Genomic DNA, 13,880 nt, shown 5'->3' on the forward strand with positions numbered 1-13,880 from the left:
GATGGACTGGTTGATTGCGCCGTTCGAGGTGTCGTTCGTGTTCCGCGCGCTGTGCGGCGGGCTGTTGGTGAGCGCGCTGTGCGCCCTGGTCGGCACCTGGGTGGTGCTGCGCGGCATGGCGTTCCTGGGCGAGGCGCTGTCGCACGGCATGTTGCCCGGGGTGGGCCTGGCCATGCTGTTCGGCGCGCACCCGCTGCTCGGCGCGGCGGCCAGCGCGGCGGCGATGACCGCCGGGGTCACCCTGGTCGGCCGGCGGTCCAGGCTGTCTCAGGACACCGCGATCGCGCTGCTGTTCGTGGGCATGCTGGCGCTCGGCGTGGTGATCGTCTCGCGCTCCCGGTCGTTCGCGGTCGACCTCACCGCGATCCTGTTCGGCGACATCCTGGCCATGCGCTGGTCGGACATCGGCCTGCTGCTCGGCGCGCTGGCGCTGGCCTCGGTAGTCTCGCTGGCCGGCTACCGGCCGTTCCTGGCGCTCGCCTTCGACCCGCGCAAGGCCGCCACGCTGGGCCTGCACCCGGCTCGCGCGCACTACCTGCAGCTGGGGCTGATCACGGTCACCATCGTGGCCTCGTACCAGGCGGTGGGCACCCTGCTGGTGGTCGGGCTGCTCATCGCGCCGCCCGCCACCGCCGCGCTGTGGGCGAACCGGGTGCCGTCGATCATGGCGCTGGCCACCGGGTTCGGCGCGCTGGCCACGGTGGCCGGGCTGCTGGTCTCCTGGCATGCGGGCACGGCGGCCGGCGCCACCATCGCGGCGGTCGCGGTGCTGCTGTTCTTCGTCTCGCTGGCCGCGCGGCGGGTGTCCTGGCGACGGACGGGCCGGGCGGGGTTCAAAATCGCCCCGCTGGCCGCCGGGTGCCTGCTGCTGGCCGGCTGCGCCTCCGGGCCGGTTCCCGAGCCGAAGGCCGAACCGCCGCACGGCTACGTGCCGGGCGCCGAGGAGATGGCCGAGCCGCAGACCCGGCTGGTCTACGCCGACCCGGCCGGCCGGCTCGAGGTGCTGGACCTGAGCGAGGAACGCACCCGGCCGCTGGGCACCTTCGACCGGCCGGACCGACTCACCCAGGACGGCCGCTTCGCCTACCTGAGCTCGGGCAACGCCCTGCACGTGGTGGACGGCGGGGCGTGGACGGTGGACCACGGCGACCACAAGCACTACTACCGGCGGGAGCCGGCGGTGCGTGCCCGGATCGACAGCGAGTCCGCGCCGGGCGCCGCACTGGGCAACGACGGGAAGCTGGCCGTGGTCTACCCGGCCACCGGCACGGCCGCCGTCTACGACCTGGCGAAGCTGGAGGAGGGCCGGGTGGAACGGCTGGCCGGTTTCCAGCTGGCGCCGCACGACGGCTTCGTGCTGCCGTTCTCGGGCCGGTACCTGGCCACCGAGCCGTCGGCGGTGGTCGCCCGCGACGGCACGGGCGCCCCGCTGGCCCGCGCCGACTGCGCCGAGCCGAGCAGGCCCGCCGTCACCCGGGCCGGCGCGGTGTTCGGCTGTGCGGGCGGCGCGCTGCTGGCCACCGCCGGCGAGGACGGCGCGCCCCGGTTCGAGGCGATCAACTACCCGGATCCCGGACCGCGCGCCCGCGCCTTCGGGCACCGGCCGGGATCCGGCACGCTGGCGTCGGTGGCCGGCGACCAGGGCGTCTGGGTTCTGGACGTACCGGCTCGCCGGTGGACCCTGCTGCACACCCCGAGGCCCATGGTCACGGCGGCCGCGGTCGGCGACGGCCGCACGGTGCTCGCGGTGGACGCGGACGGCCGGCTGCACGGCCTGGACCAGCGCACCGGCCAGGTGACGGCCAGCACCGAGCCGTTCGGTGGGGCCGCGCCGTCCCTGGAGGTGGACGGCAGCCGGGCCTACCTCGGTTCCGGCGAGGTCATCCGCGAGATCGACTACGCCGACCGGCTGCGGGTGGCCCGCACCTTCACCCCGGCCGTCCGGCCGGCCCTCGTGGTGGAGACCGGGCGATGAGGCGGCGAGCACTCCTCTGTGCGCTGGCCGGGGCGGTGGCCGCCGCACTGGTGGCCGGCTGCGCCGGGACGCCGGGCGGCGATCGGCCGACCGTGGTGGTCACCACCAACATCCTGGGCGACGTGGTGGCCAACGTCGTGCCGCCCGGCGTCGACGTGCTGGTGCTGATGCAACCGAACGCCGATCCGCACTCGTTCGGCATCTCCGCCCAACAGGCCGCCGAGCTGGAACGAGCCGAGCTGGTGGTCCACAACGGCCTCGGCCTCGAGGAGGGCCTGGCCCGGCACGTGGAAGCGGCCCGGGCCCAGGGGGTGCCGACCCTCGCGGTGGGCGAGCACGTCCAGCCGCTGCGCTACGGCGAGGGAGACCAGGCGGGCCGGCCGGACCCGCACTTCTGGACCGACCCGGCGCGCATGGTCACGGCCACCGAGCGGATCGCCGAGGCGGTCACCGCGCACGTGGACGGGGTGGACCCGGCGGCGGTGCGGGCCAGGGCGGCCGAGTACACCGGCCGGCTGCGCGAACTGGACGCCTGGATGGCCGGCGAGTTCGCCCGCATCCCGCCGAGCCGGCGCGCACTCGTGACCAACCACCACGTGTTCGGCTACCTGGCCCGGCGCTACGACCTGCGGGTCATCGGCGCGGTGATCCCCAGCGGCACCACGCTGGCCTCACCCAGCGCCTCCGACCTGGCGAACCTGGCCGGCGCGATCCGGGCCGCCGGGGTGGGCGCGATCTTCGCCGACTCGTCCCGGCCGGACCGGCTGACCCAGGTGCTGGCCCGGGAAACCGGGCTGCGGGTGTCGGTGGTGAGCCTCTACTCGGAGTCGCTGGACCTTCCCGGCACGGCCGCCGCCACCTACCTGGACATGATGCGCACCAACACCACCCGGATCGTCGAAGGACTCAGAACCCAGTTGTAAAACGATAACCATTCTCATTAAGCTCTCAGCATGAACCTCCCCCGCATCGCCTCGCTGGTCGCCGCGATCTGCCTGCTCACCGCCGGCTGCGCAAGCCAGGAACCCGGCGGCGCCCGACTCGTCACCACCCACCAGGGCGGACTACAAGTGCTGGACGCCGAGTCGCTGGCGGTGCTGCACACCGTCGAGCTGCCCGGGTTCATCCGGGTCAACCCGGCCGGCGACGGGCGGCACGTGATCGTGTCCACCTCGGACGCCTTCCGGGTACTGGACACCCGGGGCGAGGCGAAGCTGACCGACGTGAGCTTCCCGGCGGCCAAGCCCGGCCACGTGGTCCGGCACGCCGGGAAGACGGTGCTGTTCAGCGACGGCAGCGGAAGGGTGGAGTCGTTCGACTCGGCCGCGCTGGCCGGCGGCGAGCGGCCGGCCAGCCGGGTGTACACCGCCGCGGCGCCGCACCACGGCGTGGCGGTCGAGCTGGCCGACGGGCGCCTGCTGGTCACCCTGGGCACCGACAAGGCCCGCGTCGGAGCGGCAATGCTGGACCGGGAGCACCGGGAGCTGGCGCGCAACGAGGCCTGCCCGGGCGTGCACGGCGAGGCGGCCGCCAAGGACGAGGCGGTGGTGATCGGCTGCCAGACCGGCGCACTGGTGTACGCCGGCGGCCGGTTCACCAAGGTGACCAGCCCCGACCCGTACGGCCGGGTGGGCAGCGCGGCCGGCTCGGAGGAGTCCTCCGTCGTGCTCGGCGACTACAAGACCGACCCGAACGCCGAGCTGGAACGCCCCGAGCGGGTGGCCCTGATCGATACCGCCTCGGGCACGATGCGCCTGGTCAACCTGGGCACCAGCTACACCTTCCGCTCGCTCGGCCGCGGTCCGGGCGGGTCCGCGCTGGTGCTCGGCACCGACGGAGCGCTGCACGTGATCGACCCGAACACAGCGGCCGTCACCGCGCGCATCCCGGTGCTCGCGCCGTGGAGCGAGCCCCTGGAGTGGCAGCGGACCCGGCCCGCGCTGTTCGTCCGCGAACACACCGCGTACATCACCGAGCCGGCCGCCAACAAGATCCACGCGGTGGACCTGACCAGCAACAAGGTCCGGGCCAGCCAGACCCTGCCGGCCACCCCGATCGAGCTGACCGGGCCGTGATCAGTGATGTAGCCCCCGCCGGCCGGGGGTCCAGAACGGCTTGACGGTGACGGAGTCGCGGGGCCAGCCGCGCTCCCCCACCAGGTGGTCGCGGATGGCCCGGCCGGTGAGCGCCTCGCCGGCCAGGTAGGCGGCGCCCGGCTCGTCCGGCAGCTCCAGCGCGCGCACCGCCTCGAGCAGCGCGGCCGACGACACCGGTGCCGCGCCGGCCCGGTGCACCCGGTGCACCGTCGCGCCGGCCGGCAACGGGACCTGGTCCTCCAGCCAGTCGCTCTCCGCCACCACGACGGCGGGTTGGCCCGGCGGCAGCGCGGGCAGCAGCGCGTTGAACGCGCAGCTGCCGGTCTCCTCCCCGACGAACAGGTGGTACGGCGCCGGCCGCACGGCCAGGTTTCCCATCGGACCCCAGAGGGTCACCGGGTCACCGGCGCGCGCCCCGCGCGCCCAACGCAGGCCGATGCCGTCCCCGCCGTAGAGATGCGCCCAGATCTCGAACTCGCGCCGCTCGGGCCGGTGCGCCACCACGGTGTAGGTGCGCAGTGTGTCGGCCGGCCGGAGCAGCCCGTACACCGACAGCGGGTCGTTGATCTGGATTCGCACGTGCTGCCCGGGCACGGGCCGCCAGTCGGCCACCGCGTCGGCGGTGATCACGATGCGGCGCAGCGTGGGCGTGACCAGCCCGACGGCGGCGATCTCGCCCGAGGTCACGTGCTTGGCGAACGCGTAGCTGAGCGGGTTGCGGGAGCGCCGGGTCCGGGTCCGGGTCATCGTTCTCTCCAAGTGTTAGAGGCACTAACTTTACTATTAGCTCTAGCAAAGACTACGTGCCCTAACATGTCAACGGGATACGGAGGGGACGCACGTGGCAGCAACGACGACCCGGAGGCAGCGCCTCCGCGAGGCCACCCTGGTGGAGATCCGCCAGGCCGCCCGGGCCCTGCTGGTGGCGGACGGGCCGGAGGCGGTGACCATCAACGGTGTCGCCCGCGAGCTGGGCATGAGCGGTCCGGGGATCTACCGCTACTACTCCGGCCACCAGGACCTGGTGGACGCGGTCACCGCCGACTTCTTCGCCGAGATCGCCGGCGTGCTCGACGAGGTCCGCGCGGCCCACGGCGAGACCGACCGGCGCCTGCTGGCGATGTGCCGCGCGCTGCGCGGCTGGGCCGTCGCGCACCCGGCGGAGTTCCGCTGGGTGTTCACCAGCCCGGTGGCCGGGGGCGGCGACCGGGCGACGGTGCGCTACCGGGCCGGCCACCGTTTCGGCGACCGGTTCCTGGACGAGGTCGCGTCGCTGTGGGCCGTGCGCCCGTTCCCGACACCGGCCGCCGAGGACCTGCCCGAGTCACTGTGGACGCAGCTGCGCGCCCACGCCGACGAGCACCACGGGCGCCTGCCCGCCCCCGCTCTGCACGTGTTCCTGACCTGCTGGATCCGCCTCTACGGGCAGCTGTGCATGGAGGTGCTGCACCAACTCGACTTCGCCTTCGCCGACCCGGAGCCGATGTACGAGGAGTGCCTGCGCGAGCTGAGCCACCTGCTCGGCCTCACCTACCGCCCGCCGGACTGAGCACGCCCGCGCAACCGCCGGTCAGCACCAGGCGTTGATCAGCTCCTCCGGACCCCAACGGAGATCGATCGACTCGGCCGGGATGTCAGGGGCGAGGCCGGCTCGAGACGCAACCACGAGCCCGGTCTCCCCCGGCGCGAAGCCAGGCACCGCCGCGGCCCCACGCAACATTGCCGACAAGTCATGCCGATCGAAGGGGCTGGCCAGCCACTTGGCGGAACCGACGAAAAACACCCGCCCGGCGACCGGGGCTCGGTCGGCGCCGACCAGGTCAACTTCCGGGTCGAACTGGCGGTTCCACCAGCCGCCCACCGCCTCGACCTCGGCCCAGGGCAGCTCGCCGGCCGCCGAGGCAAGCTCCAGAGACTCGCGTACCAGCGGTTCGACGGCTCGTCCGCGCCAGCTGGTCCAGCGCCGCTCGACCTGCTGGAATGCCACCTCCGGCCGACCTCGCCTGGCCTGGGTGTGCGCCACCCGCAGCACCGCCAGGTATAGGCGCAGGTTGCTGTCGGCGACGCGGTAGAGCGCCGGCTTCCCGGCTCGGGTGGAGAGCGGCAAGTCCATGGCCAGGACCTGCTTCTCGGTCACCAGACGGTGCAGCAGCGGCGACAGCGTCCCGGAGGCCAGCACACCCTGGCGGCTGCCCGCGGCGGCGGCGATGTTGGCATGTGTGCGATCGCCGCCGCCGATGGCCTCCAGCACCCGGCGAGCCTGATCGGGAGCAGGAAACTCGGCCAAGAGCGAGGATTCCGGCACGGAGAAGACCGGGGACGCGGGGTCCGCGCATTCGGCCTCGAGGAAGGAGAGCGCGGGGACACCGCGCGGCCAGGCACGCAGAATGCCCGGCAGGCCACCGGATACCAGGTGCGCATCGATCGTGTCGGCGGCGTCCAGGCCGAGCGCCTCACCGGTCTCGGCGGGGTTCAGCGGGCCGAGGACCAGATTGTCCGCGCGACCGTAGAAGGGCCGGTCGTACGCGGTGAGGCGTTCCATCATGTGCAGATCGCTGCCGAGCAGAAGCAGCAGCACCGGACGCCGGGACAGCAGCCGGTCCCAGGCAGTCTGCAACGCCCCGTCGAACAGGTTGTCCTGCTCCGCCAGCCAGGGCAGCTCGTCGATCACGACGATCGAGGGCCGGTCCGGCAGCGCGGCCGACAGCGCACGGAATGCGTCCGGCCAGCTGCCGGATCCGTGCGCGGGAATTTCCTCCCGGTCGGCGGGCAGCGCCGAGTCCCGCAGATCCGAGAGGAACTCGGTCACCGACTCCACGGCCGACGCACCCTTGGTCGCGGTGAAGAACAGGTAGGGCGCACCCGCCCGGTCGCAAAACTCCTGGACCAGGCGGGATTTCCCGACCTGGCGGCGGCCGCGGATGGCGAGCGCGCCCCCAGATGCCAAGTCAGCCACCCGGTTCAGTCGCCGGCCGAGCAACGCGAGCTCGGCATCCCGGCCGACGAATAGCGGCACGATGGTTCACCTCTTAGGTAGATTGAATCTACGTAGATTCTAGCTACGTAGATTCAATCTACCTAACTGTGCAAGTAATCCCGCCAGGAGGCCAGGTCGGTGATGTCGGTGCAGGGCAGCGCGGTGTGCTCGCGGCGCAGCACCATGGCCAGCGAGCCGGTGCCGTCGGCCAGCTCGATCGCGCCCAGCTCCAGGCCGGGCGGCTCGCCGGGAAGCAGCACCTCGCGCAGCTGCCGCCAGGACAGGTCGTAGACCTCGCCGAGCACGGCCGCTCCCCCGGACCCGACGTCCTCCAGGCCCGGATACGCGCCGAGAGGAGCGCCAGCGGAACGAGCATCGCCAGCGTTCACCGCCCAGAAGCGGTAGCGCGGCGCGGTCCGGGTCTTGGCCACCAGGGGTGCATCGCCGACCAGGTGGTGATCGGCCATGCCGGACATCGCGGTGCCGTTCAGGAACATCAGCGGCATCGAGCGTCAACCTCCGTTTTCGACGGAAACGATGTGTTCGGGACGGACCGGGGCGTGCGTGAGGTCCAGCCCGGTGGCCGCCCGGATCGCGGCAACCACGGCGGGGCCTGACGAGATGGTCGGTGGCTCGCCGACCCCACGCAAGCCGTACGGGGCGTGCGGGTCGGGGTATTCCAGCACCTCGATGCGCATCGGCGGCATGTCCAGGATGGTGGGGATCAGGTAGTCGGTGAACGACGGGTTGCGGATGTACCCGTCCTTGACCTGGATCTCCTCCATCACCGCCAGGCCGAGGCCCTGCGCGGTGCCGCCCTGGATCTGGCCGATCACCGCCTCGGGGTTGATGGCCTTGCCCACGTCCTGGGTGCAGGCCATCTCGATCACCTTGACCAGCCCCAGCTCCACGTCCACGTCCACCACCGCGCGGTGCGCGGAGAACGCGTACTGCACGTGCGCGAAGCCCTGCCCGGTCTCCGGGTCGATCTCCTCGGTGGGCCGGTGGCGCCACTCCACGGTTTCGTCGATGACCTCGTCGCCGAGCAGCTCGGCCAGCGAGGCCAGCACGCCCCGGGACTCGCTGACCAGCTTGCCGCCCTCCAGGCGCCCATCACCCGGCGAGCCGGCCAGCGCGAACACCCGCTCGCGCACCTTCTCGCAGGCCGCCTTCACCGCTCCCCCGGTCATGTAGGTCTGCCGGGAGGCCGACGTGGACCCCCCGGAGCCGACCGTGGTGTCCTTCGGGTGCACGGTGACCTTCTCCACGCCCAGCTCGGTACGGCAGATCTGCTGCTCCACGGTGACCAGGCCCTGGCCCACCTCGGCGGCGGCGGTGTGCACGGTGACCGAAGGCTCCCCGCCGACCAGCTCCAGCCGGACCCGGGCGGTGGAGTAGTCGTCGAAGCCCTCGGAGAAGCCCACGTTCTTGTAGGCCACCGCGTAGCCGACGCCCCGCCGCACGCCCTCGCCGTGCGTGGTGTTGCCCACCCCGCCGGGCAGCTGGCGCAGGTCCGGCCGGTCGGGCAACGGCGGCGGCAGCGGCATTGCCTCCAAGCGGCGCAGCAGCTCCTCCACCGGGGCGGCGCTGTCCACCAGCTGCCCGGTGGGCGCCTCGGAACCCTGCTCCATGGCGTTGATGCAGCGCACCTCGACCGGGTCCATGCCCAGCACCTCCGCCAGCTTGTCCATCTGCGCCTCGTAGGCGAACGCGGTCTGCACCGAGCCGAAGCCGCGCATGGCGCCGCACGGCGGGTTGTTGGTGTACACGCCGTAGCAGTCCACATGCACGTTCGGCACCACGTACGGGCCGATGCCCATGGTGCCGCCGTTGCCGACCACCGCGCCGGTGCTCGACGCGTACGCGCCGCCGTCGAACCAGATCTCCGCCTTTGCGTACACCAGTTTGCCGTCCCGGCGCGCGCCGAACTCGTAGCGCATGGTCGCCGGGTGGCGGTGCACGTGCCCGAAGAAGGACTCCTCCCGGTCGTACACCATCTTGATCGGCTTGCCGGTGCGCTGGGCGAGCAGGCAGGCGTGCACGTGCATGGACAGGTCCTCGCGCCCACCGAACGCGCCGCCCACGCCGGCCAGGGTCAGGCGCACGCGTTCCGGGGGCAGGTCCAGCGCCTGGCAGATCTGCTTCTGGTCCACGTGCAGCCACTGGGTGGCCACGTACAGCTCCACCCCGCCGTCCTCGGCGGGGATGGCCAGGCCGGACTCCGGGCCGAGGAACGCCTGGTCCTGCATGCCGACGGTGTACTCGCCGGTGACCACCACATCGGCTCTCGGTGCCGGCGAGCCCTTGCGCAGCTTCAGGTGCCGCACCAGGTTCCCGCCCTCGTGGATCTTCGTCGCGCCCGGTCGCAACGCCGCCTCGGCGTCGGTGACCGGCTCCCAGACCTCGTAGTCGACCTTGATCTTTTTGGCCGCCCGCTTGGCGATCTCCGGGTGGTCAGCGGCTACCAGGGCGACCGGTTCGCCCTGGTAGCGGACCACGCCCTCGGCCAGCACCGGCTGGTCGGCGTGTTCCAGCCCGACCGCGTTGCGCCCCGGCACGTCGGCGGCGGTGAGCACCGCGTACACCCCGGGCGTGGCCAGCGCCTCGCCGATATCGACCGACCGGATGCGGGCGTACGGATGCGGGCTGCGCAGCGTGACGCCCCACAGCATCTCGTCGTGCCACAGGTCGCTGGAGTAGGCGAACTCGCCGGTCACCTTCAAGGTGGCGTCCGGGCGAAGCGCATTCACCCCGATGCCGCCGGTCGAACCGGTCAGCGCGCCGGGCGCCCCAGCGGGTGCGCGGGCGGTTCTCACTTCGACGCTATGGCTCTGCGTGGAAATACGCGACTTTGGGTGGGTCACTGGTTCACCCCGGCTCGGGTCAGCAGTTTGGTGTGCGCCCGGCGGACGGCGCGGGCCACCTCGTCCTCGTCCACGGTGACCACCCGGTCGTGCTCCACCACCGGGTTGCCGTTCACCAGGAGCAGCTCCAGCGGCGGCGGGTAGCCCAGCAACAGCGCGGCCAGCGGGTCGGCGATGTCCAGGTGCGGCAGCGTGTCCAGCCGCCAGACCGCCAGGTCGGCCAGCTTGCCCGGCTCCAGGGAGCCGATCTCGTCGGCCCGGCCGAGCACCCGGGCGCCGCCCATGGTGGCCATCTCCAGCGCGTCGTGCACGGCCAGCGCCCGAGGCCCGCCGACCGCGCGGGCGAACAGCAGCGCGTGCCGGGCCTCCTCCAGCAGCGAGCCGGCCTCGTTGGACGCGGCACCGTCCACGCCCAGCCCGACCGGCACGCCGGCGTCGCGCAGCGCCCTGGTCCGGCAGATGCCGGCGCCGATCCGGGCGTTGGAGGACGGGCAGTGCGCCACCCCGGTGCCGGTGCGGGCCAGCGTGGCGATCGCCGGGTCGTCCAGGTGGATGGCGTGCGCCAGCCACACGTCCGGGCCCAGCCAGCCCAGGTTCTGCGCGTACTGCACCGGGGTACAGCCGAAGTGCTCGGCGCAGTAGTCGTCCTCGTCGGTGGTCTCGGCCAGGTGGGTGTGCATCCGCACGCCCTTCGCCCGAGCCAGCTCGGCGGCCCGTTTCAGCAGTTCACCGGTGACCGAGAAGGGCGAGCAGGGCGCCACCGCGATGCGCAGCATGGACTCCGGCGACGGGTCGTGGAACTCCTCGATCGCCGCCTCGGTGGCGGCCAGGATGGCGTCGATGTCCTCGACCACGTGGTCCGGCGGCAGCCCTCCCTGGCTCTTGCCCAGGTCCATCGACCCCCGGGTCGGGTGGAACCTCAGCCCCACTTCGCGCGCCGCCGTAACCTCGGCGGCCAGCACGTCTCCGCCCTCGCGGGGGAACACGTAGTGGTGGTCGCTGGCCGTGGTGCACCCGGTGCGGGCCAGCCAGGCCAGCGAGCCGGAAGCCGCCGCGTGGGTGGTCTCCTCGTCGATGCCGGCCCACACCGGGTACAGCGCGGTGAGCCAGCCGAACAGCGTCTCGTCCACGGCCAGCCCTCGGGTGGCCCACTGGTAGAGGTGCTGGTGGGTGTTCACGAACCCCGGCGTGACCAGGCAGCCCGTGCCGTCGATCCTTTGCGCGCCGGGCGTATCGGGCGCGGGACCGGCACCGACCGAGGTGATCCGGGCACCGTCCACCACGACGTGTCCGGACTCGTGCACGACGCTCTCCGCGTTGACGGTGGCAATCGTGGCGTTCTCGATAATCATGTGTGCCTCCGGCACCCGTGAGTGGCGAGTGTGGCTATAGCGATACTTTGCACTCACGAGCAGCTCCGCCGAGCGCTAGCGAGGCGGACTGCATCCAGGATCTTCTCGTAGCCGGTGCACCGGCACAGGTTGCCGGCCAATGCCTCGCGGATCTCCTCATCCGAAGGAGCCTGGTTCGCGGACGCCAGTAACGCGTGCGTCTGCACCAGCAGCCCGGGGGTGCAGAAGCCGCACTGCACCGCGCCGGCCTCCACGAACGCCTGTTGCACCGGGTCCAGCTCGGCCTCCTGCCCGCCGAGGCCCTCCACCGTGCCCACCTCGCGGTCGTTCGCCTGACCGGCCGCGACCAGGCAGGAACACACCGGCAACCCGTCCAGGTACACCGTGCAGGAACCGCATTCGCCCTGCTCACAGGCATTCTTCGAACCGGGCAGGCCCAGCCGCTCGCGCAGCAGGTACAGCAGCGACTCGCCCTCCCAGACGTCGTCGGCGGTCCGGGTCGCGCCGTTCACCGTCAGCCGGATACGCATGTCAGTCTCCCCCGTTCTGGTAGTCGGCCCAGGCCCAGGCGAGCGCGCGCCGGGCCATCACGGCCAGCGAGTGCAGCCGGTAGGCCGCGCTGCCCCGCACGTCGTCGATGGGCGATGCGGCGGCGCGTACCCGGTTGGCGAACTCGGCCAGCAAAGCCGGCGGCAGGGCGGTTTTCGAGTCCCAGTGGCCGCCGTCGGCCAGTGCGCCGGCCAGCCACCGCTCCGCGTCGGTGGCCCTCCGGGGCGTGGGTGCGGCGGAGCCGATGCCGGCGCCCACCGTGCGCTCTTCTGAATGCAGAGCAAGGCCGAACGCGGACACCGCGATCACCATCGCGTTCCGGGTGCCGATCTTGCAGAACTGCTGCGGGCCGCTCGCCGACTCGACCAGCACGGCGGTGATCAGCTCGTCCGGCGCCAGCGCGTTCCGTTTCACCCCGGTGAAGAACTCGTCGATCGGGATCCGCCGTGACCCGCGCACCGAGGCGGCCTCGACGACCGCGCCGGCGGCCAGGAGTGCCGGGTGCGAGTCGCCGGCCGGCGAAGCCGCGCCGAGGTTGCCGCCCACGGTGCCCCGGTTGCGGATCTGCGGCGAGCCCACGGTGCGCGCGGCCATCGCCAGCCCGGGCAGCTTGCCGGGCAGCTCATTGATCACCCGCGCGTAGCTCACCCCGGCGCCCAGCCGGATGTGCCCGTTGTCGGGCGCCCACTCGGCCAGCTCGCCGACCCGGTTCAGGTCCAGCAGCGCGGAGGGCCGGTGTTTGTCGAAGTTGATCTCCACCATGACGTCGGTGCCACCCGCGATGGGCACCGCGTCCGGGTGCGCGGCCTTGGCCTCCAGGGCCTCGCCCAGGGTGGACGGTTGCAGGAACTCCATCTAGATCACCGATTCCGTGACAGGAGTGCTTGGGTGAGGCCGCGATGTGCCGGCCTTGATCACCGTTAGTGGCGGTGTAACCGCGAAAATCGAGGCTGAACCGCCACAGATGACGATCACCCCCGGGTGACCAACCGCTTCCGGCGCCGCTGCCCAGTTCCGCCGGTCGCGCGGGTCCGTCCGGGATGCAAATGGCGCTTCCCCCGCTTTCGGCCCACCGAGCTCATCATGAGAGACCGTTTCCCTTGATCGAACGTCTCTCGGGATGAACTCGACGCAGGTCGGCGCGATCGTGGTACCCCGTGTTGCATATATGTGCGCAGAGCAAGGCATCTACGACAACCCCGCTACGGTCTGCCAGGCCGGCCCGGCGTCGGGCGCGTCATCCCGGGTCACGTTGCATTCGATCAAGCCGTAGGGCCGGTCGTCGGCGTGGAACACCTCGTTCGGGTTGTCCAGGCCGAACGGTGAGAGGTCGACCGCGAAGTGGTGCTTGTTGGGTGCGGACAGCATCGCCTCGGCCACCTCGGAGTGCGCCTCCAGCACTCCCTTGCCCATCTCCCAGAGCGTCTGCTGCAGGGCCAGGCTGTGCACCTCGGCGAACCGGGCGAGCAGGATGCTCCGGATGTCCGCGTAGGCCTTGCCCCAGTCCACGTCGGTGTGCAGGTACCGCCAGCGGGCCACCAGGGAGGTGGCCATGATCCGGTCCCTGGTCTCGGCGAGCGTGGTGTAGCCGTCGCGCAGGAAGCCGTGGAACTCCGAGCCGGTGGACTTCAGCACGGTCAGGTCCTTCAGGCCCGACACCACCCATTCCCGGTCGTTTTCCAACGTCACCTGGGCGGTGCGTACCTCCTGGCCGGCGCGGACGAAGGCGTGCTCGCTCAACCGCTGCCAGCCGTACTCCTCCACCACCACGCGCGCACCGGTGACCGGCTCGATGTCGGTGACGAAGTGGCGGGCCAGGTCCAGCGCGTAGTCCTCGATCTCGCCGATGCCCTTTTCCTTGGCGTAGGCGTAGCAGGTGTTCTTCTGTGTGTCGGTGGGCAGCACGTCGCGCTGGTCGCCGTGGGTGTGTGCGGCGGCGAAGTCGCCGCGCAGCGCGGTGGTCACGTTCACGTCGCGGATCTCGTGCTCGGCGGTGTCCCGGTAGATCCGCACCACCCGGTTCTCCGCCTTGCCGTACTGGTTCGGGCCAAGCACGATCTTGGACAT

12 protein-coding genes are annotated in these 13,880 nt (G+C 72.0%); 4 read left to right on the forward strand and 8 right to left on the reverse strand.

The features are described 5' to 3' along the window. Position 1: 1 nt before the first annotated feature. The 3 genes from aztB to aztD are packed head-to-tail and all read left to right on the forward strand — an operon-like array spanning position 2 to position 4,050. A complete protein-coding gene (gene aztB, locus ABEB12_RS04845) occupies positions 2 to 1,975 on the forward strand; it encodes a zinc ABC transporter permease AztB (RefSeq protein ID WP_185064770.1) in 1,974 nt (657 codons plus the stop codon). Further along, the gene (gene aztC, locus ABEB12_RS04850) at positions 1,972 to 2,898 is read left to right on the forward strand and encodes a zinc ABC transporter substrate-binding protein AztC (protein ID WP_185064769.1); all 927 of its coding nucleotides are present in this window, start codon (positions 1,972 to 1,974) and stop codon (positions 2,896 to 2,898) included. The genes aztB and aztC overlap by 4 nt, the downstream gene beginning before the upstream one ends. Positions 2,899 to 2,928: 30 nt before the next feature. Continuing rightward, entirely contained in the window at positions 2,929 to 4,050 is a 1,122-nt protein-coding gene (aztD, locus tag ABEB12_RS04855) for a zinc metallochaperone AztD (RefSeq protein WP_185064768.1), read from the forward strand. Here aztD and ABEB12_RS04860 read toward each other — a convergent pair whose 3' ends face one another. Beyond that, positions 4,051 to 4,818, reverse strand: a complete 768-nt coding sequence (locus ABEB12_RS04860) for an SIP domain-containing protein (RefSeq protein ID WP_185064767.1) — start codon at positions 4,816 to 4,818, stop codon at positions 4,051 to 4,053. Between the two features lie 94 nt (positions 4,819 to 4,912). Here ABEB12_RS04860 and ABEB12_RS04865 point away from each other — a divergent pair, with 94 nt between their 5' ends. Beyond that, complete coding sequence (locus tag ABEB12_RS04865; protein ID WP_185064766.1) at positions 4,913 to 5,620, forward strand: WHG domain-containing protein; 708 nt, start codon at positions 4,913 to 4,915, stop codon at positions 5,618 to 5,620. A 21-nt stretch (positions 5,621 to 5,641) separates the two neighbouring features. Here ABEB12_RS04865 and ABEB12_RS04870 read toward each other — a convergent pair whose 3' ends face one another. From ABEB12_RS04870 to pucL, 7 genes are all read right to left on the reverse strand, one after another. After that, entirely contained in the window at positions 5,642 to 7,087 is a 1,446-nt protein-coding gene (locus ABEB12_RS04870) for an ATP-binding protein (protein WP_345702569.1), read from the reverse strand. A 62-nt stretch (positions 7,088 to 7,149) separates the two neighbouring features. Beyond that, complete coding sequence (locus ABEB12_RS04875; RefSeq protein ID WP_185064765.1) at positions 7,150 to 7,554, reverse strand: allophanate hydrolase-related protein; 405 nt, start codon at positions 7,552 to 7,554, stop codon at positions 7,150 to 7,152. 6 nt (positions 7,555 to 7,560) lie between these two features. After that, complete coding sequence (pucD, locus tag ABEB12_RS04880; RefSeq protein WP_185066068.1) at positions 7,561 to 9,825, reverse strand: xanthine dehydrogenase subunit D; 2,265 nt, start codon at positions 9,823 to 9,825, stop codon at positions 7,561 to 7,563. A gap of 83 nt (positions 9,826 to 9,908) precedes the next feature. Continuing rightward, positions 9,909 to 11,264: an 8-oxoguanine deaminase gene (locus ABEB12_RS04885; protein ID WP_185064764.1), complete on the reverse strand. Its 1,356-nt coding sequence runs from the start codon at positions 11,262 to 11,264 to the stop codon at positions 9,909 to 9,911. A gap of 53 nt (positions 11,265 to 11,317) precedes the next feature. Then, the gene (locus ABEB12_RS04890; protein WP_185064763.1) at positions 11,318 to 11,794 is read right to left on the reverse strand and encodes a 2Fe-2S iron-sulfur cluster-binding protein; all 477 of its coding nucleotides are present in this window, start codon (positions 11,792 to 11,794) and stop codon (positions 11,318 to 11,320) included. A 1-nt stretch (position 11,795) separates the two neighbouring features. Continuing rightward, a complete protein-coding gene (locus ABEB12_RS04895) occupies positions 11,796 to 12,668 on the reverse strand; it encodes an FAD binding domain-containing protein (RefSeq protein WP_185064762.1) in 873 nt (290 codons plus the stop codon). Positions 12,669 to 13,001: 333 nt separating this feature from the next. After that, on the reverse strand, positions 13,002 to 13,880 hold the full coding sequence (pucL, locus tag ABEB12_RS04900) for a factor-independent urate hydroxylase (RefSeq protein WP_185064761.1): 879 nt from the start codon (positions 13,878 to 13,880) through the stop codon (positions 13,002 to 13,004).

The organism is Actinospineispora eucalypti, from assembly GCF_039543365.1.
Classification (GTDB): Bacteria; Actinomycetota; Actinomycetes; order Mycobacteriales; family Pseudonocardiaceae; genus Pseudonocardia; species Pseudonocardia eucalypti.